The organism is Providencia sp. SP181 (assembly GCF_050446505.1).
GTDB classification, from domain to species: Bacteria; Pseudomonadota; Gammaproteobacteria; order Enterobacterales; family Enterobacteriaceae; genus Providencia; species Providencia vermicola.
On sequence record NZ_JBBPXM010000005.1, the window covers coordinates 55,093 to 80,486 of the forward strand.

At 39.8% G+C, this 25,394-nt stretch carries 23 protein-coding genes and 1 tRNA gene; 16 read left to right on the plus strand and 8 right to left on the minus strand.

Annotation, left to right across the window (positions count from 1 at the left end):
* Positions 1-16 precede the first annotated feature (16 nt).
* Genes AABS66_RS10135 through hemW form a run of 3 tightly spaced genes read left to right on the plus strand, consistent with a single transcriptional unit; the run spans position 17 to position 2,343 of the window.
* A complete protein-coding gene (locus tag AABS66_RS10135; RefSeq protein ID WP_206084730.1) occupies positions 17-601 on the plus strand; it encodes a YggT family protein in 585 nt (194 codons plus the stop codon).
* A 16-nt stretch (positions 602-617) separates the two neighbouring features.
* Positions 618-1,211, plus strand: coding sequence for an XTP/dITP diphosphatase (locus AABS66_RS10140; RefSeq protein ID WP_430224887.1), 594 nt, complete (start codon positions 618-620; stop codon positions 1,209-1,211).
* The gene (gene hemW, locus AABS66_RS10145) at positions 1,204-2,343 is read left to right on the plus strand and encodes a radical SAM family heme chaperone HemW (protein ID WP_430224888.1); all 1,140 of its coding nucleotides are present in this window, start codon (positions 1,204-1,206) and stop codon (positions 2,341-2,343) included. The genes AABS66_RS10140 and hemW overlap by 8 nt, the downstream gene beginning before the upstream one ends.
* Before the next feature lie 141 nt (positions 2,344-2,484).
* Here the strand turns inward: hemW and AABS66_RS10150 are convergent, their stop codons facing one another.
* The 5 genes from AABS66_RS10150 to trmB form a co-directional block, all read right to left on the minus strand.
* On the minus strand, positions 2,485-3,435 hold the full coding sequence (locus AABS66_RS10150) for a siderophore ABC transporter substrate-binding protein (protein ID WP_206084727.1): 951 nt from the start codon (positions 3,433-3,435) through the stop codon (positions 2,485-2,487).
* A gap of 205 nt (positions 3,436-3,640) precedes the next feature.
* On the minus strand, positions 3,641-4,372 hold the full coding sequence (locus AABS66_RS10155) for a DUF2884 family protein (RefSeq protein ID WP_272539819.1): 732 nt from the start codon (positions 4,370-4,372) through the stop codon (positions 3,641-3,643).
* Between the two features lie 27 nt (positions 4,373-4,399).
* On the minus strand, positions 4,400-5,326 hold the full coding sequence (gene glsB / locus AABS66_RS10160; RefSeq protein ID WP_206084725.1) for a glutaminase B: 927 nt from the start codon (positions 5,324-5,326) through the stop codon (positions 4,400-4,402).
* 104 nt (positions 5,327-5,430) lie between these two features.
* Entirely contained in the window at positions 5,431-5,760 is a 330-nt protein-coding gene (locus AABS66_RS10165) for a YggL family protein (RefSeq protein WP_206084724.1), read from the minus strand.
* Positions 5,760-6,479 (minus strand): tRNA (guanosine(46)-N7)-methyltransferase TrmB, encoded by a 720-nt coding sequence (gene trmB / locus AABS66_RS10170; RefSeq protein ID WP_430224890.1) that lies wholly within the window; start codon positions 6,477-6,479, stop codon positions 5,760-5,762. The genes AABS66_RS10165 and trmB overlap by 1 nt, the downstream gene beginning before the upstream one ends.
* Before the next feature lie 294 nt (positions 6,480-6,773).
* Here trmB and mutY point away from each other — a divergent pair, with 294 nt between their 5' ends.
* The 4 genes from mutY (at position 6,774) to AABS66_RS10190 (ending at position 9,486) form a co-directional block, all read left to right on the plus strand.
* Complete coding sequence (mutY, locus tag AABS66_RS10175) at positions 6,774-7,826, plus strand: A/G-specific adenine glycosylase (RefSeq protein ID WP_206084722.1); 1,053 nt, start codon at positions 6,774-6,776, stop codon at positions 7,824-7,826.
* Between the two features lie 10 nt (positions 7,827-7,836).
* Positions 7,837-8,106, plus strand: a complete 270-nt coding sequence (locus tag AABS66_RS10180; protein ID WP_206084721.1) for an oxidative damage protection protein — start codon at positions 7,837-7,839, stop codon at positions 8,104-8,106.
* A gap of 54 nt (positions 8,107-8,160) precedes the next feature.
* Complete coding sequence (gene mltC / locus AABS66_RS10185; protein ID WP_206084720.1) at positions 8,161-9,234, plus strand: membrane-bound lytic murein transglycosylase MltC; 1,074 nt, start codon at positions 8,161-8,163, stop codon at positions 9,232-9,234.
* A 176-nt stretch (positions 9,235-9,410) separates the two neighbouring features.
* Positions 9,411-9,486 (plus strand) — tRNA-Phe (locus tag AABS66_RS10190).
* Between the two features lie 102 nt (positions 9,487-9,588).
* On the opposite strand, the gene AABS66_RS10195 is transcribed toward AABS66_RS10190, so the two are convergent.
* The gene (locus tag AABS66_RS10195) at positions 9,589-11,799 is read right to left on the minus strand and encodes an extracellular solute-binding protein (protein ID WP_272574355.1); all 2,211 of its coding nucleotides are present in this window, start codon (positions 11,797-11,799) and stop codon (positions 9,589-9,591) included.
* A gap of 344 nt (positions 11,800-12,143) precedes the next feature.
* Between AABS66_RS10195 and AABS66_RS10200 the strand changes: the two genes are divergently transcribed.
* Genes AABS66_RS10200 through AABS66_RS10210 form a run of 3 tightly spaced genes read left to right on the plus strand, consistent with a single transcriptional unit; the run spans position 12,144 to position 14,962 of the window.
* Positions 12,144-12,965, plus strand: coding sequence for an MBL fold metallo-hydrolase (locus tag AABS66_RS10200; protein WP_206084718.1), 822 nt, complete (start codon positions 12,144-12,146; stop codon positions 12,963-12,965).
* 12 nt (positions 12,966-12,977) lie between these two features.
* The gene (locus AABS66_RS10205; protein ID WP_430224891.1) at positions 12,978-14,225 is read left to right on the plus strand and encodes an MFS transporter; all 1,248 of its coding nucleotides are present in this window, start codon (positions 12,978-12,980) and stop codon (positions 14,223-14,225) included.
* Positions 14,226-14,248: 23 nt separating this feature from the next.
* Positions 14,249-14,962, plus strand: a complete 714-nt coding sequence (locus AABS66_RS10210) for an MgtC/SapB family protein (protein ID WP_206084716.1) — start codon at positions 14,249-14,251, stop codon at positions 14,960-14,962.
* A 71-nt stretch (positions 14,963-15,033) separates the two neighbouring features.
* On the opposite strand, the gene hypT is transcribed toward AABS66_RS10210, so the two are convergent.
* Positions 15,034-15,942: a hypochlorite stress DNA-binding transcriptional regulator HypT gene (gene hypT, locus AABS66_RS10215; protein WP_206084715.1), complete on the minus strand. Its 909-nt coding sequence runs from the start codon at positions 15,940-15,942 to the stop codon at positions 15,034-15,036.
* A 709-nt stretch (positions 15,943-16,651) separates the two neighbouring features.
* On the opposite strand from hypT, the gene AABS66_RS10220 reads away from it, so the two are divergent.
* From AABS66_RS10220 to AABS66_RS10245, 6 genes are all read left to right on the plus strand, one after another.
* Complete coding sequence (locus AABS66_RS10220) at positions 16,652-17,383, plus strand: aspartate/glutamate racemase family protein (protein WP_272574454.1); 732 nt, start codon at positions 16,652-16,654, stop codon at positions 17,381-17,383.
* A gap of 78 nt (positions 17,384-17,461) precedes the next feature.
* Positions 17,462-18,763: an anaerobic C4-dicarboxylate transporter gene (locus tag AABS66_RS10225; RefSeq protein ID WP_349422251.1), complete on the plus strand. Its 1,302-nt coding sequence runs from the start codon at positions 17,462-17,464 to the stop codon at positions 18,761-18,763.
* 731 nt (positions 18,764-19,494) lie between these two features.
* A complete protein-coding gene (locus AABS66_RS10230) occupies positions 19,495-20,568 on the plus strand; it encodes a zinc-binding dehydrogenase (RefSeq protein WP_206084712.1) in 1,074 nt (357 codons plus the stop codon).
* A 149-nt stretch (positions 20,569-20,717) separates the two neighbouring features.
* Complete coding sequence (locus AABS66_RS10235; protein ID WP_370661211.1) at positions 20,718-21,578, plus strand: ABC transporter substrate-binding protein; 861 nt, start codon at positions 20,718-20,720, stop codon at positions 21,576-21,578.
* Positions 21,579-21,734: 156 nt separating this feature from the next.
* A complete protein-coding gene (locus AABS66_RS10240) occupies positions 21,735-23,219 on the plus strand; it encodes a sugar ABC transporter ATP-binding protein (protein ID WP_272539813.1) in 1,485 nt (494 codons plus the stop codon).
* Positions 23,220-23,223: 4 nt separating this feature from the next.
* The gene (locus AABS66_RS10245) at positions 23,224-24,201 is read left to right on the plus strand and encodes an ABC transporter permease (RefSeq protein ID WP_375084037.1); all 978 of its coding nucleotides are present in this window, start codon (positions 23,224-23,226) and stop codon (positions 24,199-24,201) included.
* 162 nt (positions 24,202-24,363) lie between these two features.
* Here AABS66_RS10245 and AABS66_RS10250 read toward each other — a convergent pair whose 3' ends face one another.
* Entirely contained in the window at positions 24,364-25,371 is a 1,008-nt protein-coding gene (locus AABS66_RS10250) for a LacI family DNA-binding transcriptional regulator (RefSeq protein ID WP_206084709.1), read from the minus strand.
* Between the last annotated feature and the right edge of the window lie 23 nt (positions 25,372-25,394).

Consider the following 25,394-nt stretch of genomic DNA (forward strand, 5'->3'; position numbering starts at 1 on the left):
AATCGCGGAACTTGCCATGCAGACTTTAGTATTTGTCGTTACCACTCTGATCCAGCTGTATATTTTTGTGTTATTGCTCCGCGTTTGGATGCAGTGCGTTCGTGCGGATTTCTATAACCCATTTTCCAAATTTGTGGTCAAAGCCACACAACCGATTGTCGCGCCGCTACGCCGTGTGATCCCTGCGATTGGTTCAATTGATACGGCGTCTGTTGTTGTTGCTTTTGTTTTAGCCATTGCCGCAATTATTTTTGGCATGTGGGCAACTAACTTACTGCCTATCTTAGGCGTAACGATTCTCCCAATGGGAATCATTTTATTACTAACGTATGCAGGTAAATTGATCTTCTGGATGATCTTGATCCGCGCCATCCTCAGCTGGGTAAGCCAAGGCCGTAATCCTGTTGATTATTTATTATACCAATTAACTGAACCGCTAATGGCGCCAATTCGCCGTATTATCCCAGCAATGGGTGGGTTAGATTTCTCAGCAATGATTGTGATGTTTATCTTAATCGCCCTGAATTATTTGCGTGTGGATATTTCCCTGATGATTGACCCATCATTGACCGCAATGATGTATTCCATTGGTATTATGTAAAAACGAGTTTTAAACGATGCAAAAAGTTGTTTTAGCGACCGGGAATCCGGGCAAAGTAAATGAATTAGCCGACTTACTTCGCGATTTCGGTATGGATATCGTTGCACAAACTTCATTGGGTGTTGAATCTGTAGAAGAAACAGGTTTAACCTTTATTGAAAATGCCATCCTGAAAGCTCGACACGCGTCGGCACAAACGGGTTTACCCGCTATTGCTGACGACTCAGGAATTTCGGTTGATGCCCTTGGTGGCGCGCCAGGGATCTACTCTGCCCGCTACGCTGGTGAGGAAGCAACTGACGAGCAAAACCTCGTTAAGCTATTGGATGCAATGAAAAATGTGCCTGATGACCAACGTCAGGCGCAATTTAATTGTGTGCTGGTGTATTTGCGCCACGCCGAAGACCCTACGCCATTAGTATTCCATGGCCGTTGGCACGGTATTATTACCCGCGAACGCAAAGGCCAAGGCGGTTTTGGGTACGATCCTATCTTTTACGTACCAGAGCTTGGCTGTACCTCTGCAGAGTTAAGCAAAGCAGAAAAACAAGCTGTTTCCCATCGTGGTAAAGCCTTAGCAATGATGCTGGATGCTCTGAAGAATGCATAACTTGCCACCACTGAGCTTGTATATCCATATTCCTTGGTGTGTGCAAAAGTGCCCTTATTGTGATTTCAATTCGCATACTCTAAAAGGAGAGATCCCACAAAAAGAGTATGTTGAGCACTTATTAGCGGACTTAGATATTGATGCCAAATTAATTGCTGATCGCCCTGTTAAAACGATTTTTATTGGAGGGGGAACACCGAGTTTGCTGACGGCTGAAGCCATGCAAGCATTGATGGATGGTGTTCGCGCACGAGTTCAATTAGACCCAAACGCAGAAGTCACCATGGAAGCCAACCCTGGAACCGTAGAAGCAGACCGGTTTGCAGGCTACCAGGCTGCGGGAATCAACCGTATTTCGATCGGCGTACAAAGCTTTGGTAACGATAAGCTGATCACTTTAGGCCGTATTCATGGCCCTGATGATGCGAAACGTGCAGCAAAATTGGCCACTCACCTCAACTTACGCAGCTTCAATCTCGATTTAATGCATGGCTTACCCGCACAAACGCGCGATGAAGGCTTGTCAGATTTAAAACAAGCGATTGAACTTGCGCCGCCACATTTGTCTTGGTATCAGCTAACTATCGAGCCCAATACACAATTTGGTTCAAGGCCACCAACGCTGCCTGATGACGATACCCTGTGGGACATTTATACCGAGGGTCACAAGCTACTCAGTGCAGCGGGTTATGTACAGTATGAAACCTCTGCCTACGCAAAATCGGGTTATCAGTGTGAACACAACCTCAATTACTGGCGCTTTGGTGATTATCTCGGTATTGGCTGTGGTGCTCATGGCAAAATTACCTTTGAAGATGGGCGGATTTTACGTACGGTAAAAACCAAACATCCTCGAGGTTATATGGAAGGTCGGTATCTTCAGCAGTCTTATGATGTAGAAGCCGAAGATAAACCATTTGAATATTTCATGAACCGCTTTCGGTTACTTGAGGCCATGCCCCGTCAAGAATTTACCCAATACACAGGTTTGCCCGAATCAACTGTAAGGCCTGCTCTTAATGAGGCCTTAGCCAAAGGGTACATCACAGAAACTGATGATGAATGGCAAATTACAGAACATGGAAAGTTATTCTTAAACTCGCTGTTGGAGCTATTTTTAGGCGAGGAATAATACCCAAATCAGTGAACTAATGAAAGCCCGCGAGAGATAACATTCTGCGGGCTTTTTATTAGAGATAAAAATGAGATCGACAAAAATAACAATAAGGGTATTTCATATTGCCGCTATCACTAGGACAACGGCAGATATTCATTAAAGCGCGTTAACAACAGCATTAACTTGTTCTGTTAAGCTGACAAAGCCACCACCTGATAAATACCAAAGGTCAGATTGCAGGTAAGTGATCTTACCGTCTTTGTATGCTTTGGTTTCTTGGATATTGCTGTCTTCAAAGACCGTTTTTTCTAATTTCCCAGCACCGATAGCTTCACTGCGGTCAACAATTAAGATGACATCAGGATTTGCTTGCGCAATGGTTTTGGTATCGACAACACGGCGTTTTGATTTATCCGCATTTTCATCAATCTGCAATTCTGCACGCTGTGCTTTTACCACGTCATAAACCACGGCTTGGTTATTTGGGATTAATTTGCCGTCATTGTGCATCAGTACTAAGACTTTTTTCTTAGAATCAGCCGCTTTTTTCTGAGCATCTGCAATGGTTTTGTCTAACTGAACGAGCTGTTCATCAACGGCTTTTTGATTACCGTATAAATCACCAAGTACGGCTAAGTTTGCTTTTACTGATTCAATATAATGTTTGCTGTCAGAACCTAAATTAATGGTCGGTGCAATTTTGGATAAGGCTTCGTATGATTTCCCCTGACGCCCTGTGATGACGATTAAATCAGGTTTTAATTGCTCAATTTTAGCCAAATCAGGTTGTTTCATGCCACCTGCATTTTCCATTGATGCTGGAATACTGCCTTTCACATAAGCAGGCGCATTTGCCGTCGGTAAAGCCACCACGTTATCGCCTAAACCCAGTTTTTGCATTGAGTCGTATACACCGAAGTCAAATAAAACCACTTTTTTAGGTTTTTTAATAACTTCTGTTTCACCCGATAAATGCTTAATTGTCACTTTTTCGACGCCTTGCGCAGTGACAGCATTTGGAGCGAAAGCAGCAGATTCAGCACCAAGCGCTAAAGGAGCAGAGAGTGACAATACAGAAACAAGTAAAGCAGGAATGAACTTTTTCATTTAAACGATCCCAATTAAGTCATTAAGCCAAACTCGCATTGTAAAGAGAGAGGCCTACATGTCAATCAAATAAGAATCAATTTCATTTTCATTCCCATTAATGGAACTAAAATCACATTTATAAATCCACATAATAACCATCATAAATAAAAAAACAGCCATGCAGTTAATACAGGGCTGTTTTTAAGAAATATAGATAAATGGATTATTTGGCTTTTAAGGAATTCAATAAAGAAACCCGTTGTTGCTCAATGCCAGTGACTTTTGAACACACTTGAACACCAAACAATTGGAAGCTTTTCTCTTGTTTTTTCCATTCTGTTTCAAGCTCTTGCTGCAAACCACCTAGATTGCCCAGCATGCCTTGTAGCGCTTGGTTAGCATCACCACCTGATAACAGTTGCTTGCGCCCCATTTCGTTGATGCTATCTTGTAAAATACCGCCCAAGCTTTCATTCACCAACTGCTTGCCTTTTGTTTCCGCATTTTTCATCGCTTCATGATGAAAAGCATAGCCATTCGGACGGGTTTCAATAATTTGGTTGATTTGGCTATTCAGGTCTTTTTCTAGCTTAGTCAAACGTTTACGTACATTACTGTCGCTGCCAATGACCTTAACAACGACTTTATCTACCGTTTCACGTGACGTTGCCAGTTTTTTCTCAGACTCTTGTTTTATCCAAGGTAAATCATTACGAATTGCCGATTGATAACGGATCGCTTGCTGTTTTTGAGCCTCAGTCGCCGCAATATTTTTGCCGTTTAACGTGATCTCACCATTAGGTGTAATCACTAAATCGCCACTGCGACCAACCACTCGCACGCTTTCTGGCGTCATGAAAATATCATCGTTCGGTGTCACTGAGCAGTTATAATCCGCAGCTTGGCTCGCTGCACTCGCTAACAGTGAAAATGCAATTAATGTACGGCGTAACATAACATCTCCTAGAAGGCGTTGAATTAATTAGAAAACAGAACGCCCAATTCGTTTCGATAATAGCTCTAAAGCAGCGCAACCCACCAGAGAGTTCCCTGCTGCATCGAGTTCAGGTGACCATACCGCCACAGTAAATTGGTTAGGGACAACACAAACAATACCGCCGCCAACACCTGATTTCCCTGGCATTCCAATACGAAATGCAAATTCACCAGAGCCATCATACATTCCACATGTCATCATCAATGCATTGATTTGCCTTGATTGTAATGGGGTAATAATGGGGTCTATGGAGCAAGATGACATTCCTTGCGATGTTAAATAGGAGAAACATCTCACTAATTCAACACAGTTCATACTTAGAGAGCAATAATGAAAATAAGTTTCGAGCACCGTCAAAACATCATTTTCAAAATTACCAAATGATTTCATTAAATAGCCGATTGCTGCATTACGGCTTGCATGTTCCATTTCAGAGCGAGCAACGGTTGTATCGTAGGTAATATCAGGCTCACACGATAATTTTCGAACAAACTCTAGCATACGTTGTTTTGGCGCACTTAAACGCGACTGCAACATATCTGCAATCACAATCGCACCTGCATTAATAAACGGGTTTCGTGGGATACCTTTTTCCATTTCAATTTGAATTAATGAGTTAAATGGTAGCCCTGATGGCTCTTTGCCAACACGGCTCCAAATTTCATTTTCTTCGTAGCGCGTCATCGCCAATGTCAGGCTCAACACTTTTGAAATAGACTGAATGGAAAAACGTTGATAGGCATCCCCTGCGGTGAAAACCTCACCGTCAATGGTGGAAACGGCGATACCAAGATGATGAGAAGGCACACAACCTAGCGCAGGAATATAGTTGGCAACACAACCTTGGCCTATTAGCGGCCGAACTTGGTCTAGAATGTCGTTAAGTAGCTGGTTAGAAAACATAGCACTCAAAACTTTTACTCCAGAAAATAAAGGCACCCAAAACTTGGATGCCTCTTCAAACACTGAGAAACTCAGCCTATTTATTTAGTGTGATTTAATCAACCAAAAAGTGATTATTCCCACCAAACATCAAACAGTTCAGAAACAACAACGTCGTTCATCCCTTTTGCTTTTAACCAATTTTCAACGATTTGACGGTGTTCTTCGGTACATTTACCAATTTGCTGTAGGCAAACAATCCCTTCCCAGCTCAAGTAGCCGCTTGCTTCGAATGCTAAACCGTTTGGTTCAATAGCTTCAGCAATCAGTTGGTCAACGGTAGTGTCAACTTCTTCGATCGGTGTACCTTCTTTAAAACTCCATTTAACCGTAAAACCTAACTCTTGGAATTCATCCAAACGCATTTTTTTACGTAAACGACGACTACGTGGTTGTTTAGCCATTATTTGGTCCTCTCAAACATTAAATCCCATACACCGTGCCCTAACCGCTGGCCGCGCTTTTCAAATTTTGTTTCTGGTCTTGATTCTGGACGAGGAACATAATCACCTGTTGGTGATAAATTTTTATACCCTTCGACACTCTTCATGACATCAAGCATATGTTCTGCATACGGCTCCCAGTCGGTCGCCATATGGAAAATACCACCAACCGCTAATTTACTGCGAATTTTTTCAGCAAATGGCACTTGAACAATGCGGCGTTTATTGTGTTTTGCTTTATGCCATGGGTCAGGGAAAAATAACTGAACCATCGCAAGGCTTCCATTGGGCACCATGCAATCCAAGACTTCAATCGCATCATGGCACATCACACGGACATTACTGACATTTTCTTCTTTTGCCGATGCTAAGCATGCGCCCACACCTGGCGCATGAACTTCAATGCCTAAAAAGTTTTGCTGTGGATTTTGCGATGCCATAGTCACCAATGAGGCGCCCATACCAAACCCAATTTCCAGCGTCACTGGGTTTGAGTTACTAAATACTTTGGCGAAATCAAAGGGTTCATTGATAAAATCAATCCCCATTTCAGCCCATTCTTTTTCTAATGCGTCTTCCTGACGTTTTGTCAGACGCCCTTGACGGCGGACAAAACTACGGACACGGCGCATAACCCGCCCTTCTTCATTATATTCGGGGGAGATAACATTATTGATCATAATAAAGGTTCTAAAAAATAGTTGCCCAATTAAGTTAATGTGCCAACGATCAAGTTCTATAAGGCTAGTAAATAGCAATTATGTTTAAATTACCCTTGCTAATTCAAACCATTAGATTAATTACCTAACAGTAATCGCAGGGTAAGAGTAGGAGTTTAGCAAAACTTCAACAAGGATGCAGTTGATAATTGGCTAACTTTACACTAAACCACACAATAAGCGGTTTACAGCCTACCGCGTCTATGTTGCAATCCTTAGCATTATTAAAAAATCGATAAAAAAATAAAGTGTTCAATGGAAGCTCAACAATTTTCTCATGCAGTGCTCGACTGGTATCACAAATATGGACGCAAAACATTACCGTGGCAGCAGGAAAAGTCCTCTTACCACGTATGGCTGTCTGAGGTGATGCTGCAACAAACCCAAGTCAGTACCGTTATCCCGTATTTTGAGAAATTTATTTCTCGTTTTGAAGATATTACCGCCCTTGCCAACGCGCCATTGGATGAGGTTTTACATTTATGGACAGGCCTTGGCTATTATGCCCGTGCCCGCAATTTGCACAAGGCAGCAAAAGTCGTTGCTGATCAGTATGGTGGGAAATTCCCAACCACTTTTGATGAAGTGTTGGCTTTGCCCGGGGTTGGTCGCTCTACGGCTGGCGCAATTTTATCTCTGTCCCAACAGCAACATTACCCTATTTTAGATGGCAACGTAAAACGCGTGCTGGCTCGTGCTTATGCCGTTGATGGCTGGCCTGGGAAAAAAGAGGTAGAAAACCGCCTGTGGGAAATTAGCACCGATGTCACGCCCAATGATGGCGTAGAATATTTTAACCAAGCAATGATGGATTTAGGCGCGATGGTTTGCACCCGCAGTAAACCAAAATGCGAGCTTTGCCCACTTAACTTTGGCTGTGTTGCCTATGCCAACCATTCATGGCAAAACTACCCAGGGAAAAAACCGAAACAAAAAATCCCTGAAAAAACCGCCTGGTTTTTAATTATGCAACATGAAGACAATGTCTGGTTAGAGCAGCGTCCCCCTTCTGGTATTTGGGGTGGGTTATTCGCCTTTCCACAGTTTGAGTCTTCAGAACAATTAACAGCATGGTTAGCGGAATCAGGCCTTTCTTATGACGCTCCTGAGCAGTTAATTGCCTTTCGCCACACGTTTAGCCATTTCCATTTAGATATTATCCCTGTAAAAGTTAAGATTCAGGCATTTAATTCTGCCATGGATGAAGGCAAAGGACTCTGGTATAACTTACACCTAGGCGCAACTATCGGCCTTGCCGCCCCAGTTGAAAGTTTATTAAAACAGCTCGCCTTACTACCTGATATTTGAGGAAATTTTAATGAGTAGAACGATTTTTTGTACATTCTTACAACGTGACGCAGATGGGCAAGATTTTCAACTTTACCCAGGTGAGTTAGGGAAACGTATTTTTAATGAGATTTCTAAAGAAGCATGGAGCCAGTGGATGACGAAGCAAACTATGCTAATTAATGAAAAGAAACTCAATACAATGAATCCAGACGATCGTAAGATGTTAGAACAAGAAATGGTCAAGTTCTTATTTGAAGGCCATGATATTCACATTGACGGCTATACACCTGAAAAATAATCTGTCTGTCTACCTACTCTGTAGGTAGACTTTTGCACCAATACTGTGAATCGTATGAAAAAACTATTTGCGCTGAGTTTATTGATCCCGCTACTTGTTTCGTGTTCCAGCAACCAAAAAACGGACTTCAACCCTGATTATGTCAAAGACACCAATGGATTTGATATTTTAATGGGCCAATTTGCCCATAATATCGAAAATATTTGGGGAATTAAGGAAGTCCTCATTGCGGGGCCAAAAGATTACGTTAAATATACAGATGAATACCGTACACGTAGTCATATTAATTTCGATGCAGGGACGATTACAGTTGAAACCATTTCCGCTGTAGAGCCATCGCAACACCTCAAAAAAGCGATTGTCACCACCTTATTGATGGGCGATGACCCTAACTCCATCGACCTCTATTCTGATATTAACGATATCCCCTACAGTAAAGAACCATTTTTATTTGGCCAAGTACTTGATAACACAGGGGAAGCGATTCGTTGGGAGTGGCGAGCAACAAAATTTGCAGATTATCTGATAGAAAACAAAATACAGCGCCGCCAATCTGGCATGAATATCGTTTGGTCAGTCACGATGCAATTAGTGCCTAACCACCTAGACAAACGCGCCCACAAATATTTGCCGTATATTAAAAAGTCATCAGCAAAATATGGCGTTGATGAGTCATTAATCCTTGCAATTATGCAAATTGAATCGAGCTTTAACCCTTATGCCGTAAGCCGCTCAGATGCACTTGGTTTGATGCAGATAATGCCAAACACGGCAGGTAAAGACGTTTTCCGCTCACAAGGAAAGTCCGGTGTGCCTAGTCGCAGCTATTTGTTTGATCCAGAAAAGAACATTGATACGGGGACTGCCTATTTGGCTATCTTGCAAAACAGCTATTTAGGCGATATTCGCAATCAAACCTCTCGCCGTTATGCTGTTATTACCGCATACAATGGCGGCGCAGGCAGTGTCCTGCGAGTGTTCCATAGTGATAAAAAGCAGGCAGCTCAGCGTATTAACAATTTAGAACCAGGTGAAGTGTATGAAACGTTGTCCACTAAGCACCCAGCTGCTGAGTCACGTAATTACCTCATTAAAGTGAACAAGGCACAGAAAAAATATTTGCGCTAACATTGGCGAACAGATGAAAATCACCCGTTAAACAGCGGGTGTTCTTCATTACCCAGATATTTTTAGGGCATTTCGTTTAAAAAGTAGCTAAGGTGTTGAAAAAAAGCGCATACGGTCGAAAGTTTTTATAATGCGCCTTGACTCAACTGATGGAATCAGGTTTAATACGTTCCGTTGCCCGGATAGCTCAGTCGGTAGAGCAGGGGATTGAAAATCCCCGTGTCCTTGGTTCGATTCCGAGTCCGGGCACCACTATTTAAAGAAACCAGCCTAAAGGCTGGTTTTTTGCTTTGTAACGCTTATCAAAATTAACAATGCAACTTTTACCACATTGCGCTCACCAATCCCCCCACTCTATCGTTCCCCTTGGGTATCCACTAATAAACGCTGATTAATGTATTCAATGGTTTCTTCTATTGTCATGATCTTATTCACCACATTAGTAATCCCTTGACCAATGATCACTTCAGCTTGGCGCAAATTAAATAACTTACCGTTTGGAATGGAGGATTCGCGGATTCCGCGGTTAATCTCTTGATAAGCCAGTGGCATCCAAGGGTAGCGATGGCAGATTTCTTGGTTATGGCTGAAATCTTGGTGGTTACTATTCCCACCCAATAAAATAAGATGATCCATCACGATAGGTGAATAGAGCCAACGATAAAATTGCTCTGCATAATGTGATTTTTGGCTATAACGAGATACTCCGAGCGCACCTCCCCCGAGTTGTGGAAGCCCACCTGGCACAGAGGCATAACCAATTTTTGGAAAAATATCGCTATGAGCCACATCATTAAACAGATTCATATAGGCAATTAACATAGCAAGTTCACCTTGCTCGAATTGCCTAACGGATTCGCTCCACCACTTTTCATGGATATTTTCAGTGACAGAAACTTGGTGTAGATAATCGCTTAACACTTTGCCCGCCAAAGGCATTTCTAATCGAGGGATACCATCACCCTCAATTAACCGCCCACCTTCTGCATAGTAGCGCAGCAAATATTCACTTGCTATTAAGCCAGCACTTCCCAATGTTGTTGATGCACCAATTGGGCGAGAAAATTGCCCTTTTTCATGCTGCTCTGTAAAAAACTGTGTGACTTGGTCGTATTCGTGAAAACTCGTCGGCACAGCCAATTCATTGCCTGTTTTCTCGTAATACCTACGCCTTAGGATCGGGTCTTCAAACAAGTCTTTTCGATAAAACAACAACTGGGCACTAGCATCAAATGGCATAGCATAAGCAGTGTCCCCGACTAAACTAAATTTTTGTTGGGTTGGTTTGGAAAAGCTGCTTAATAAATCCGTTAAGCCGTTCCCGACATTATCTAGTGGCTGTAATATTCGCTCTGCAAACCAAGGAAAACAGGCCATATCAATCCGCAATAAATCATAATAAGGATGTAAATGGAGCTGTCCCAATATTTGGTAGACTTCGTCATAAGGATGTATGGCTAAATTAACCTTAATGCCCGTTTGGCGATAAAAGTGGGGTAAGAGCTTTTTGAGTGCATTTGTCGAAGGACTTGGCAAAATAAGGAGATTCAAACTCGGCTCATCTTTATTGACAGTACTAAGTGCTGGTGTTGCAGTATAAAGGTTGCCACTTTGGTTACGCACATAAACAGTGTTTGCCCCCAGATTCTCGCTTTCCAGTTCATCCTCTTTCATTAGCTCATCAACAACCTCTAACCCTAGCTGCGCATAATTCATCGGAAAACAGTGTAGCCCTTTTAATATTGGGGGAATATTGCCACTTAAGGCAAAAATAGCAGGGCAATCACTGTTGCTACCAAAAAAACTGGCTTGAGTTAAAAAACTTGCCTTTTCAATATCTTCAGCAACAAACAAGTCTGGTGTTTGGTCTAAGGTGAAAAAATCAAATGCAGCTTTATAGGATTCATCATTCGATGCTCGGATCACAATATATTTTTTATTTGGTGCACACTGCTTGAGGCTTTTTTGTAACTCACTCACAAACGTTGAATGTTCTAACTCACCATGTTCATCGCTGAAAATCCCCACCAGTTGACTGCGGCTGGTCGCAATTTGTTGGCAAATCGCCTCTGCTGCTTGAGAAAAATCTAACGTGAAAAAATGATGGGCATTGGCTGGTTGGCGATAAATAAACACAATCTGAGAAGCAGGTAATTTTAATGTATCAAAATAAGTGTTCGCGTCTTGCAAACAACTCACAGCAACCACCTGTTTATATCCACCCGCTGCAATTTTTTGTAATGCATCTAACTCTGTTGTTTCAAGATCATCCGTCAAAAATAGATCATAGGTTATCTCGGGGTACAAAGAGATTGATTGCCTAAATGAATTAAAAAAGATTGCGTATTTATCGGACACTAACTGCGGTAATAGTATTGCGATTTTGTGGCTTTTATTGGTTCTCAACAATTGCGCTTGTGTATTGAGCTGGTACCCCATTTGCTTTGCTGCTTTATAGACAGCCTCAATTTTCTCTACACTCACATTTCCACGTTTATTCAAAACGTTAGAAACCGTTCCATGAGAAACACCCGCCAATTTTGCAATGTCTTTAATTGTTGCCATTTGTCTTTTCACCTTAATTGCTTCTCGCAATAGCATACCTGAATTATTTATCACGACCACCGATAATTAATTTGAACGTTCCAAAATAAATATGCAGATAAAACAATCAAATAATGGAAAGTATTAACATTCGATACACACAAAGCAAAAAATAAAAAATATAACTATTAATCAAATAGATAATTATTTTAATTTGAATGAGATCACTGATCTGAATATCTGTCATTGGCAAACTAATCTCACCAAATTATCATTGGAACGTTCAAATAATAGTTTTATCGATTTAACACCAGCACCAGGGATTTAATAACCCAAAATAAAACAATAAGATAAAGGAAATTATCATGAAAATTCATTTTTTAGGCACTGCGGCTTCAGAGGGTATACCAAACCCTTTTTGCCGTTGTGAGCACTGCCAAAAAGCAAGGCAACTTGGTGGTAAAGATATCAGAACTCACTCCTCTGCTATTGTGGATGATCTCATGTTGATCGACGTGTCTCCCACATTTAGTTATCAACTCATGCGTGATGGAATGGATGCAACCCATTTTGAAAGCCTGCTATTCACTCACACTCACCCTGACCATTTTAATGTGGGCGATCTGTTCAGTAGAATGGAAGGTTATGGCTTTGAAATTCACCATCCACTTCATATATTTGGCAACGATCGTGCAATCAATGGCTGCCTTGAAGTGCTACCGGGGTACAGCAAAGAGCGTTTCGCTTTTCATTGTTTAATCCCTTTTGTCACCGTTGAAAGAAATGGATATAAAATTACCCCATTACTAGCAAACCATGCGAAATGGGAGCTCTGTTATGTCTATCATATTGAAAAAGATGGCAAAGCGATTTTCTATGGCCACGACTCAGGCTGGTTCCCAGAACTGACTTGGCAATGGCTTGAAAACAAACCGCTAGATATTGTTGTATTCGAATGCACTTATGGACTAAATGGCAATAACCGTACCGATAACCATATGAGCCTAGAAACCGTCTTTGCAGCACAAGAAAAGCTGCAACAACAAGGTTGTTTGCATTCTAATACTCAAATTGCCGTTTCTCATATTTCACACAGTGGTAAATTACTGCATGAAGAATTAGTGGCGGTTTGTGCTCCTTATAATATCCGTGTCGCGTATGACGGACTAACGTTAGAAACACATTAAGAGGGAAATAAAATGGATATGAAAATCACTTCCCGCTTGCTGATCATGATGTTTGTGCAATATTTCATGCAAGGTGCGTGGAATATGACGATGGGACTGGTATTAAGCACCTATGGTATGGCACATATTATTGGTAATGCTTATGCGTTATTAGGTGTCGCGACCATTATTTCACCGTTATTTATTGGTATGGTTGCTGACCGTTTCTTTGCATCACAAAAAGTGATGGGGATCCTTCACTTAATTAATGCCGCCGTCATTTTATGTGTTCCTCAATTTATTGAGGCACAAAACAGTGGCATGACCCTATTTTTGATCTTTATTATTGGCCTGCTGTTTTACCCAACAACCGCACTTTCTAATAGCATCAGCTTCTCCCATATTAATGGTGTGAAATATTTCCCTATCATTCGTGTATTCGGTACGTTTGGTTTTATGGCTATCGGATTTATTTTAGGGGAAATGGGCTTCTCGGGCAGTACCATGACATGGTATATCGCATCTGCAGTTGCAGTCGTATTAGGCTTTTACTGTTTTACACTGCCAAATACGCCACCAAAAGCTAAAGGCAAACCGTTCTCCACACGCGATATTTTATGCTTAGACGCATTGTCATTATTTAAAGACCGCTATTTCGCTATTTTAATGTTTAGCATCTTTGTATTAATGATTCCAAAAACAGCTTATTCCGCCTATATCCCTGTGTTTATTAAAACGCTTGGGTTTGATAATGCCGCTTCTATTATGCAAATTGGTATTGCCTGTGAAGTGCTGTTTATGTTCTTCCTATCGTTCTTCTTGATGAAGTTCGGTTTTAAAATCACTTTATTATTAGGTGCAGTTAGCTGGATTATTCGCTCAACATTATTTGCCTATGCTGCGGTCGATACCAGTTTATATTTTATTGTCTTTGGGTTGATGCTTCAGGGATTATGTTGGGACTTCTTCTTTACCGCTGGCGATATTTATGTCGACCGTAAAGCAAAACCAGAAATCCGCGCACAAGCTCAAGGGTTACGCTTTATTGTTTCAAACGGCTTCGGTTTATTATTTGCCTCCACGATTTGCGGGCAAATATTTAACTCAACAGTCACGGAAAAAGGTAGCGAGTCCTTACCACAATGGGAAACCTTCTGGCATTACCCTGCTATCGTCGCTGCCGTTGTCAGTGTGTTCTTTATCTTTTTCTTTAAAGATGATGTTTCTAAAAAGAAAAATAACGACGATAAAAAAGCACCAGAGGGCGCTGTAGCACCGTAATTCGAAATATACAGAGGTAAGCCATGGATGCTCTTATGCAGTTTGTCGACACCATTGGCCCTTTGTCACTATCAAGTATTGCTAAATTACTCGCCGCCTTTATTTTAGGCGGCTTTATTGGCTTAGAACGTGAATCAAAGGGAAAACCTGTCGGCTTTAAAACCTGTGTCATTATTGCTGTTGCTAGCTGTTTATTAACCATCGTTTCTATTCAGTCTGCCGAATATTACGCCAATATTTCAGATAATATTCGCAGTGACCCAATGAGATTAGCGGCACAAATAATCAGCGGAGTGGGCTTTTTAGGCGCGGGCGTTATTTTACATCGTCGTGATGATGCTATTTCAGGACTGACAACCGCAGCGATTGTTTGGGCTTCAGCTGGCGTTGGAATTGCATGTGGTTCTGGCTTTTATTGGCACGCATTAATTGTCACCATTCTTTTTTTCTTGGCGATTCAACTGAGCCCACAAGTGGCATTGTTTCAGATGAAAAATCAAAAATTAGGCAAGATTAAAGTTCGAATGTTGTTTACCCATGAAGATGGCGTCCCCTTACTCATTGAGTATTTAAAACAACATAAAGACATTATTGAAAACCTAACAATACGTGACATAAAAAAAGAGCGAGTAGAAGTCAATTTAAAACTGGTGGTTCGCCAAAAAACCACATTGCCTGAATTTTATTGCTCGTTAAAACAGCTATCTTATGTTCATTCTGTTTCTTTAGATCACTAATATTCAATGACTATATGGTACAAAACCCGCGACTAAAGCGGGTTTTCTCGTTATAGGATTTCTATTAAGTTTTACAAATGCTTTAAATCCTCTGGAATATTTTTCTTCAAAATACGCCAAAAATCCTCTGCGGTTTTATTTAAGCGAGTGTCCATACGGTAAATGTAAGCTTGAATTGGAATCGTCAATTCTGGGGTATCAAGACAAACCAATTTCTTTTCTTTCAGCTCATTGACCACAGAGTAAATCGGCAGCCATGCGATGCCATGACCATCCAATGCCATATTTTTCAATAATTCACTCATGGAAGACATAAACAACGTTTTTGAACTAATTGCACCGAACTCACTTAACCTGCGATTAACTAACCGCCCCATATAAGAAGCACTCGTATAATTCAACAAGGGAACTTGGGGTTGGTAAATATCGAATAACGGTTTACCAAATTCATCTGCGGCACAGATAGGGTAAAGCTCAGACTCAAAAACATTCAAGCAGGAAAATGGCGATTGCATTAAATCCTCATCATAAAATGAGATGATAAAATCACTTTTCCCTTCTCTTAGTGCATTAACCACCTGTACCACGTCAATGGCTTCAACATGATAGACAAATTCTTCCCCGAAACCAGACAATGCGTGAACTAGTTTGGGTAGCAGTGTTAATGATAAAGAATGTGCCGCCGCAATTTTAATATTAGGTAAACTTAAAATATTATGCCCAGAGAGCTCATTTAAATTACACTCTAATTGCTGCAACAAGCTACGGGCTTGAGAATGAAAAACTTTGCCTTCTTCAGACAACTGCAAGGGGGACGTGGTTCTATCAAACAATTCGACACCGATCGCCTCCTCTAACGCTTTAATACGCCGACTAAACGCGGGTTGAGAAATGTTTCTCTGCTCAGCAGCATGGGAGAAATGTCGACAAGATTCCAAGGTTAAAAAATCGTACAACCACTTTGTTTCTATATTTTTCATGTTATTAAGCCTTAAGCAGACTCGCTGTTAAAATATATACGCTAAATCATTCGAGTTGCATGTAGGCGACAAGTGAAGATAGACCGATGAACATACAAAAGTATGTGATTCGGCTATCTGAATGCAGTCAACACCCATGCAGCTTGAAAAAGTGACTAACCTATATACGCTAAATCATTCGAGTTGCATGTAGGCGACAAGTGAAGATAGACCGATGAGCATACAAAAGTATGTGATTCGGCTATCTGAATGCAGTCAACACCCATGCAGCTTGAAGGATGACGCGTATAAAATAATAATGATATTCTTATTGGTATATTTAGTTAACTGTCAGTTAAATTATCATTCATGGATTGTATGTCTATTATTTGTATTATGCATAAGGTTATCGTTTTAAACATTAATAAAAATCAAAATTTATTTTCTATTAACTAGAGCATTATCGTCAAAGCCAATTATATTCAGGCTTTGCCTTTCATTTCATTGAGCTCATTCGAGTTAACATTAAAATCTTAATGCATATCTTGCATCATCCCATACTTACTTGCATTTCTCTTACCTAAAAAACATTGCTAAAAATTAGACACCGATTAATTAGAAGTAATCGTTAATAATTAATTAAATAATGTATCTCATGTTAAATAAGTTAAGCAATATCGCGTTTAATTTATCTTAAATCAAAAAAGATAAAAATCGCAGGAGCGTAATAATGAAAGGTTTAATTGGTGTATTAGGTGGAATGGGTCCAGCAGCAACCGTCGATTTATTTAATAAATTTGTAACATATACTATTGCTAATAAAGACCAAGAACATATCCCATTAATTATTTCATCTATTCCTGATATTCCAGATCGTACAGAAGCATTGCTAAATCACGGAGTTTCACCACTCCCTTTAATGACTAATTACTTAAAAAAACTTGAAGATGCAGGGGCAGAATGCATTGTTATCCCTTGTAATACTGCACATTTTTGGTTCGATGAACTAAAAAATACTTGCCATGTGGATATGCTGAGTATTGTTGAAACCACCATGCAAGAGGTTCTACTAACTAAGAAAAAAAATATTGGCTTATTAGCAACTAACGCAACTATGTATATGGGGCTTTATCAAAAAAGTATTGAACAAAAAAAATTAAACTGCATCACTCCCGATGAAGAAAGCCAGAAATTAGTCATGAAAAGCATTTATTTATTAAAATCTGGAAATAAAGATGCAGCAGAAGAAATTATGAAGTCGCAAGCTGAATTATTATTTTCACGTGGAGCTGAAGTCATTATTTTAGGTTGTACTGAAGTCCCTGTTATTTTAGCCAATGAAGTTAAAAAACACCCTAATAAGTATATAGATTCAACAGGTTCTTTAGTTAGGGCTAGTATTCATTGGTATGAAAATAGAGTTGGAAAATCGCATTTAATAATAACCGAAAATTTAAAGTAAATATTTAATCATTATTAAAAACAATCAATTTTAGAAATTTTATTACTAATGACAATATATTGTCTATTGGAGACGATTATGGTTTGGCTAGAGATCATTGTTGTACTAGGTGCTATTTTCTTCGGTATACGCATGGGCGGAATTGGTATTGGCTTATGCGGAGGATTGGGGTTGGCAGTATTAACCATTGGATTTGGTTTGCCAATAGGTTCTCCCCCTGTTGATGTTATTTTAATTATTATGACCGTTGTTGTCGCTGCATCAGCATTACAAGCGGCTGGAGGAATGGACTATTTAGTGCGCCTCGCCAGTACATTTATGCGTAAAAATCCGAAGTACCTAAACATTATTGCACCAATCACCACGTGGGTGATGACCATTATGGCTGGTACGGGATTTATCGTATTTTCAATGCTTCCCGTCATTGCTGAAATAGCCAAAGACTCGGGTATCCGCCCTTCTCGTACACTGGCAGGCTCCGTTGTTGCTTCACAAATAGCCATTTCAGGTTCTCCGATAAGTGCCGCAATGGCTGCAATGTTAACCATTATGGAAGGTAATGGCGTTACCTTTATTGTTGTTATGTCAGTGTGTTTACCTGCATCCTTTGTGGCTGCAATGGTTGCTGCATTTATTGCGTCACGCCAAGGTTGTGAATTGGAAGATGATGAAGTTTATTTAGACCGCTTACAAAAAGGGTTAGTCCATAAATACGAAGAGAAAAAAGGCGAAAGTACTACCCGTGAGAAATTTTCAGTTGTCGTTTTTCTTATTGCAACCGTTGCGATTGTGATATTGGCAGCTTTCCCTCAATTACGCCCAGGTTTTGATATCGGCAAACCGATGGGTACCCGTGATATCATCATCATCTGCATGCTCAGTGCAGCCTGCTTGATGGTTATTTTCTGTAAAACATCACCAAACTCTATCGTTTTAGCACCAACGTTCCGTTCAGGAATGAGCTCTCTTGCTGTCATATTGGGAATTGTGACATTAGGCACCACTTTTGTTGATGCCCACATGGATCAAATCAAAGCTATCGCAGGGGATGTATTATCTGCCTACCCTATATTGTTAGCTGTCGTACTGTTTTTTACCTGTGCATTGCTCTACTCCCAAGGGGCAACAACACCACTAATCATTCCACTGGCCATTGCTTTGGATGTACCAACATGGGCTATTTTAGCGTCGTTCGTTGCTGTCACTGGCGTGTTTGTTTTACCCACTTACCCAACGTCATTAGCAGCAATCGAATTTGACTCCACAGGTTCAACCCGTGTCGGAAAATATATTCTTAACCATCCCTTCATGCTACCAGGGTTAGGTGGAATTATTGCTGGGGTTGTCTTTGGATTTATTATCGCACCGATGATTGTTTAACTTGATGAGTTAGGTCTAATCCCTCACTCATTACTATAAATAAAAACACCTATTTCCTTACAAAATGAAGTTATTAATTGGTATTTTTTTGGCTTTATTCTTAGTTGAATTTATTAAATACTCTACAGAATAGAGCCTTTTTTCTTTCAAATCTTATTTATTCATACTCAATCTTGATAAAAATTTAATTTGCAGCACTTATTACTTTCATGTCTAACCATAAAATAATTTTTAATAAATAAAATTTATACTGATTTTCGATTTTTAATCACCTTATTCAATGAAAATGAAATTAACTTTCATATAAAAATGTGAGCTGAAATGTTTTTGCATGAATTATCCACTTCTGAAAACAGTTAAAATAATTATACTCGGCTTCATATTCATTTCTTAATAACCCTAACACGAGGAATGAATTTTATTTTATTACTTATTTTTCATCGTGTTAGATACCTATGATTGACGTTTTTCACCCCTTTGACGGTGCTCTAAAAGCAATTAAAATTAAGAGTTAAATCACAAATCTTAGTTTTTCTTCTCTGCACCTTCAAAAATGACGACGTCGTCATATTAAAAATAAATTATTTTATCTATAACATTAAAGAACCATTTTTCTTACATTCGTATCCAAATTTATCGTTAAGCGTAAAAATTAAAGCCATTTAGAGATAAAAAAACGCTTAATGTTGACGTCAACATTAGGGCTAACAACTAGAAAGAGGTTTTAGAACATGAGTAACCTACCTGAAAAAATGAAAGCCGTTGTTTGTCATGGTCCCCATGACTATCGTTTTGAAAATATTAGAAGACCTACAGCTGGCTTTCGAGAAGTTGTCATTAAAGTCGATGGCTGTGGGATCTGTGCGGGTGACTGCAAAGCCAATGATGGCGCACAAATGTTCTGGGGTGATGACCCATGGATCAAAGCCCCTGTCGTACCTGGTCACGAATTCTATGGCAGAGTCGCAGAATTGGGCGAAGGGTCCGCTGAAAAATACAAATTAAAAGTGGGTGACCGTATCCTCGCAGAACAAATCGTCCCTTGCTGGGAATGTCGTTTCTGTAAATCAGGTAAATACTGGATGTGTGAAACCCATGATATCTACGGTTTCCAAAAAGAAGTTGCCGATGGTGGGATGGCTGAGTATATGCGTTTTTCTGAGCGCGCTATCATTCACAAGATCCCAGATGAACTTTCCGATAAAGACGCCGCATTAATTGAACCAATGGCCTGTGCCATCCACACCGTTCGCCGTGGTGATATTGATTTAAATGACGTCGTCGTCATTGCAGGTGCTGGCCCGCTTGGTCTGTGTATGATCCAAGTTGCAAAACTCAAAACACCAAAAAAATTAGTCGTGATCGATGCTATCGACGAACGCCTTGAATTAGCGAAAAAATTTGGTGCTGACGTAGTGATCAACCCACTGAAAGAAGATGCCATCAAGTTAGTCAAAGAGATGACGGAAGGTTACGGCTGCGACGTTTATATCGAAGCGACAGGTGCCCCTGTTGGCGTAACCCAAGGATTAGAAATGATCCGTAAACTTGGCCGTTTCGTTGAATTTAGCGTATTTGGTAAAGAAACCACAGTTGACTGGTCAATTATTGGTGACCGTAAAGAACTTGATATCCGCGGTGCGCACTTAGGCCCATATAGCTATGAGGTTGCTATCGATCTCTTTAGCCGTGGCTTAGTCAATGCTGATGATATCGTTACCCACTTCTACTCCATCGATGATTGGGAAGAAGCCTTTGTCATGGCGAAATCTGCCGACTCAATTAAAGTCGTCATCAAGCCATAGACATGCACTAACTGTTTGTAATAATTAATAATTTAAATAAATACTAGACGAGTAAGACCCTACATATAATTAAACGCTCTTTAGGAGAACATCTTATGTTGAGTAAATTCAAAAAGTTAGCTGTAGCAGCTAGTGTCCTGACTTTAGGTATGGCGTTCAACGCTACGGCAAAACCTGTTTCAGTTGGCATGTCGTTTCAAGAATTAAACAACGAATATTTCGTCACGATGAAAGAAGCTCTGGAGAGCGCAACTGGCGATATGGGTGCTCAGCTGTATATTTCCGATGCGGCGCATGATGTCTCGAAACAAACCAGTGATATCGAAGATATGTTACAGAAAAAAATCGATATCCTGCTAATCAACCCAGCGGATAGTGTTGGTGCAGAAACGGCAGTACTGGCAGCGAAAAAAGCGGGGGTTGTGGTTATCGCTATCGACGCACAAGCGAATGGCCCAATTGACTCCTTCGTCGGTTCTAAAAACTACGATGCTGGCTTAATGGCGGGTAAACGCTTAGGTGAAGCACTGGGTGGAAAAGGTGAAGTCGCCATTTTAGATGGTATTCCAGTTGTGCCAATCCTCGAACGTGTTCGTGGCTTTGAAGCGGCAATGAAAGAATATCCAAATATTAAAATTGTTACTAAGCTGAATGGTAAGCAAGAGCGTGATACTGCGATGAATGTCACAGAAAACATGCTGCAAGCTAACCCAACTTTGAATGGTATTTTCAGCGTTAACGATGTGGGCTCACTTGGTGCATTAGCGGCTATCGAATCTTCAGGCCGTGACGTAAAACTTGTCAGTGTTGATGGTTCGCCTGAAGCCGTTGCTGAAATTGCGAAAGGTAACTCACCGTTTATCGCAACTTCTGCACAGTTCCCACGTGACCAAGTTCGTATCGGCTTAGCAATGGGTTTGGCAAAATATTGGGGTGCTAACGTACCGAAAGAAGTTCCGATTGATGTTAAATTAATCGACAAAACAAATGCGAAAGATTTCCACTGGTAATCGAATATTGACTCATTAATTGTATTGCACCTGTACCTATGTATTGGGTGCAATACCTTCTCATAACAATTAATAATTAAATGCATATTGGAATCACTTTATTCCAGATGACTTTGTTACCCATTTTTAAGCGGTTAAGAAATATAGGGAAGCAATATGATGCAATTATTAGCATTACAAGATGTCAGCAAAACTTTCCCTGGAGTTAAGGCGTTGGATAATATTAATCTCTCCCTTGAAAAGGGTGAGGTTCACGCGTTATTAGGTGAAAATGGCGCAGGTAAATCTACGCTAATGAAAGTTTTATGTGGGATTCATAAACCTGATAGTGGAAAAATTCTGATAGAAGGCAAAGAACATATTTTTCATAACTACAGAGATGCTATCAAAGCTGGTGTAGGTATTATTTTCCAAGAATTCTCTCTAATTCCTTATTTAAATGCGTTTGAAAATATTTTTTTAAATCGTGAATTAAAAAATAAATTTGGTTTATTAGATAGAAAACTTATGCGCCAAAAATCTCAAGCTTTACTCACAGAGCTTGGTGTTAATATTGATATTGATGAACCCATTATCCATTTAAGTATTGCAGAGCAGCAATTTGTTGAAATTGCCAAAGCACTTTCTTTAGACGCTAAAATTTTGGTATTAGATGAGCCGACTGCAACATTAACACCTAATGAAGCAAATCATTTATTCGATGTTATGCGCGATCTAAAAGCTAAAGGTGTTGGTATGTTTTTTATTTCTCATCACTTAGAAGAGATTTATGAAATATGCGATACCATCAGCGTGTTACGTGACGGGCAATATATTGGATCACGCAAAGTCGATGAAACAGACTTAGATGTCATTATTGAAATGATGGTTGGCCGAGAAGTAGAAAATATTTATCCACATAAGCGCGAATTCTCCCAACAGGAAATTATTCTTGACGCTGAAATTCAACGTTTCTCAAATAGCCCTGTTAACCATCTTCAATTGAAAAAAGGTGAAATTTTAGGGCTAGCAGGCCTTGTTGGTTCAGGGAGAACTGAAACTATTCTCGCCATGATTGGCGCGGATAAAGCGTATAAGAAAAAAGTCACTTTAGAAGGCAAAGAGGTCAAAATTAAATCTGCGGCGGCGGCACTGCAATTAGGTATCGGCTTATTACCTGAAAGCCGTAAAACCCAAGGTTTAGTTTTACCTTTCTCAGTCAATGAAAATATTTGGTTAAATAACCATGCGCAAAAATTGTTTTTAATCCAAAATAAAAAAGAACTCACTTTATCTATTGATTTAATTTCTCAAGTAAAAGTTAAAACACCAGAACCTCACACTGCGGTTTCCACATTAAGTGGTGGTAATCAGCAAAAAGTTGTTATTGCTCGCTGGCTAAATAAACAAGCCAAAATTCTTATTTTCGATGAACCCACTCGAGGTATTGATGTTGGGGCAAAATCAGAAATTTATCAGCTAATGCGCTCACTCACTGAAAAAGGGATCTCCATTATTATGATCTCCTCTGAATTACCCGAAGTTATTGGTGTAAGTGATAGAGTTTTGGTCTTTCGTGATGGTGAAATTGCTGCTGAGTTAAGTGGAGAGGATATTAACTCAACTCAGATTATGGTACATGCAGCTGGCAATATTATATAGGATAATGACTATGTCTAATCAAAGTGCAATTCCACTAACTAAAACTAAATTTAGTTTTTCTAAATTAACAAAAATACCTGCATTCTTACCACTTGTTGGTTTAATTCTTTTATTTACCTGCATGTCCATTTTTAATGAGCATTTTTTAACGGTAAATAACCTTTCTACCATTGCACGACAAGTTTCAATTAATGCCATTATTGCTATTGGTATGACGTTTGCCATTTTAACTGGCGGAATTGATTTATCTGTTGGTGCCGTTATGGCTTTATCGGGCACCTTGATGGCTGGCCTAATGAAATATTATGGTATGGATCCATATGCAGCCATTGCTCTGGGTTTATTATCAGGGATTGCATTTGGTTTTATTAATGGAATTTTAGCCGCTTACGGTAAAATGCCTCCCATTATCGTCACATTAGGCGCGATGATTATTGCGAAAGGTTTAGCGTTAATTTATACCGGTGGCTATCCAATATCAGGATTACCCAAAGAATTTGCCTTCTGGGGCCGTGAAGAGTTAATGGGCATTCAAGTGCCAATTTTATTAATGCTTGGCCTTTATCTTATTTTTTACGTCGTCTTAAACCACGTCTCATTTGGTCGTTATATTTACGCTATTGGTGGTAATGAAGAAGCCGCTCGCTTAAGTGGTATCCGCGTTGAACGCTACAAAATGTTGGTGTATGTAATAAGTGGTTTTACTGCTGCATTTGCGGGTTTAATTTTTACATCACGCGTCATGAGTGGGCAACCTAATGCAGGAGTCGGCTTTGAACTAGATGCGATTGCCGCAGTGGTTTTGGGTGGCGCTTCCATTGCGGGTGGACGTGGCATGATCATCGGTACATTAATTGGAGCCATGATCCTCGGCGTATTAAATAATGGGTTGAATTTACTAGGTATTTCCCCTTACGTTCAATACATTGTGAAAGGCTTAATTATCTGGGGTGCAACATTTATTAGCTCAATGAAACGCTAGATTTTTCATAATTCAACCTTATCGGTTAATTGCCTGTAGATTATGACTGTCAATTAACCGATTTTTTTAATCACAAATTAAAGTGAAATATAAAATAGTAAAGGTATTATGAAGGAAAGATAATCGGATAAAAGAGCCCCTTAACGAGGCAATTATATATTATTAATAAATAACAAGCTTACCATCAACAAAAATTTGTTTCGTTTCATGGCCTTTATTTGTATCACGCTCTATTTCTGAGAATAATAATTCTGTGGTTAATTCCCCAAGGTAAACGGAATCATGATGAACACCAGAAATAGATAAATGATAGGTATCTGCATAAGGTGGTAAATCGACTGAAAAATAACGGCAAGATAGCCCTAATTCCGCAATGATTTTATACATTCCCGCGGTAATAATTCCATTTAGCCCAACAATATACATGCCTGGAGTGTATAGATCTTGAACTTTTTGTCTTAAATACGCTTCATCTTTTTTATTAAACATATAACTACTATATAAGACATTAAGGTTTTTTCTATTTGGAAAGCTTGCATATATTCCAGACAAACGAGACAAGCTGATTTCTGAATTTTTAGGGCCAGAAATAATTAACGTATTTTCGCTATTTTGTTCATTAAGGAATTTTCCTGTCAATGCACCAATTTCAAAGTTCTTCAAAAATAACCCAGAATATTTTTTCTCATAGCCATAAATCGCACGGTCGACAAATACTAACGGAACATTATGTTGGTCGATTAATGAAAGATAACTAGGCTGGTAGTCTTTATCATCACGCACTGGTGATAGTAAAATGCCACTCGCCTTATAGCTAACGAGTGTTTCGATTGCCGTTTTCTCCGCTTTTTCATCACTATCTGAATCAAAAATCATCACTTGATACCCTTTCTCTTTTGCTAAACGAGAAACGGTTTGAATGAGAACAACATAGAAAGGGTTAAATGTACTGTCAGTAACCACACCAATTATGCGGCTATTTTTATTTTTCAGATTTCGTGCAAAAAGATTGGGAACATAGTTGAGTTCTTGAGCAATCGCTAATATTTTATCCCTTGTTTCTTTCTTTACCATTTCGGGATGATTAAATGCACGTGAAACGGTAATATCCGTAACATTTGCACGTTTAGCTATATCAATTATTGTTGTTGAGCTATCTTGTTTTGTCATAATTATATTAGTCAACCTTTAGT

Coding starts and splice junctions, on each gene's coding strand:
- AABS66_RS10210 (WP_206084716.1), top strand. CDS start 14,249: ATGGATGCTCTTATGCAGTTTGTCGACACCATTGGCCCTTTGTCACTA.
- AABS66_RS10135 (WP_206084730.1), top strand. CDS start 17: ATGCAGACTTTAGTATTTGTCGTTACCACTCTGATCCAGCTGTATATT.
- AABS66_RS10195 (WP_272574355.1), bottom strand. CDS start 11,799: ATGGCAACAATTAAAGACATTGCAAAATTGGCGGGTGTTTCTCATGGA.
- hypT (WP_206084715.1), bottom strand. CDS start 15,942: ATGAAAAATATAGAAACAAAGTGGTTGTACGATTTTTTAACCTTGGAA.
- AABS66_RS10165 (WP_206084724.1), bottom strand. CDS start 5,760: ATGGCTAAACAACCACGTAGTCGTCGTTTACGTAAAAAAATGCGTTTG.
- AABS66_RS10250 (WP_206084709.1), bottom strand. CDS start 25,371: ATGACAAAACAAGATAGCTCAACAACAATAATTGATATAGCTAAACGT.
- AABS66_RS10150 (WP_206084727.1), bottom strand. CDS start 3,435: ATGAAAAAGTTCATTCCTGCTTTACTTGTTTCTGTATTGTCACTCTCT.
- mltC (WP_206084720.1), top strand. CDS start 8,161: ATGAAAAAACTATTTGCGCTGAGTTTATTGATCCCGCTACTTGTTTCG.
- AABS66_RS10180 (WP_206084721.1), top strand. CDS start 7,837: ATGAGTAGAACGATTTTTTGTACATTCTTACAACGTGACGCAGATGGG.
- AABS66_RS10155 (WP_272539819.1), bottom strand. CDS start 4,372: ATGTTACGCCGTACATTAATTGCATTTTCACTGTTAGCGAGTGCAGCG.
- AABS66_RS10220 (WP_272574454.1), top strand. CDS start 16,652: ATGAAAGGTTTAATTGGTGTATTAGGTGGAATGGGTCCAGCAGCAACC.
- hemW (WP_430224888.1), top strand. CDS start 1,204: ATGCATAACTTGCCACCACTGAGCTTGTATATCCATATTCCTTGGTGT.
- AABS66_RS10235 (WP_370661211.1), top strand. CDS start 20,718: ATGGCGTTCAACGCTACGGCAAAACCTGTTTCAGTTGGCATGTCGTTT.
- AABS66_RS10200 (WP_206084718.1), top strand. CDS start 12,144: ATGAAAATTCATTTTTTAGGCACTGCGGCTTCAGAGGGTATACCAAAC.
- mutY (WP_206084722.1), top strand. CDS start 6,774: ATGGAAGCTCAACAATTTTCTCATGCAGTGCTCGACTGGTATCACAAA.
- AABS66_RS10245 (WP_375084037.1), top strand. CDS start 23,224: ATGACTATGTCTAATCAAAGTGCAATTCCACTAACTAAAACTAAATTT.
- AABS66_RS10230 (WP_206084712.1), top strand. CDS start 19,495: ATGAGTAACCTACCTGAAAAAATGAAAGCCGTTGTTTGTCATGGTCCC.
- AABS66_RS10140 (WP_430224887.1), top strand. CDS start 618: ATGCAAAAAGTTGTTTTAGCGACCGGGAATCCGGGCAAAGTAAATGAA.
- AABS66_RS10225 (WP_349422251.1), top strand. CDS start 17,462: ATGGTTTGGCTAGAGATCATTGTTGTACTAGGTGCTATTTTCTTCGGT.
- AABS66_RS10205 (WP_430224891.1), top strand. CDS start 12,978: ATGGATATGAAAATCACTTCCCGCTTGCTGATCATGATGTTTGTGCAA.
- AABS66_RS10240 (WP_272539813.1), top strand. CDS start 21,735: ATGATGCAATTATTAGCATTACAAGATGTCAGCAAAACTTTCCCTGGA.
- trmB (WP_430224890.1), bottom strand. CDS start 6,479: ATGATCAATAATGTTATCTCCCCCGAATATAATGAAGAAGGGCGGGTT.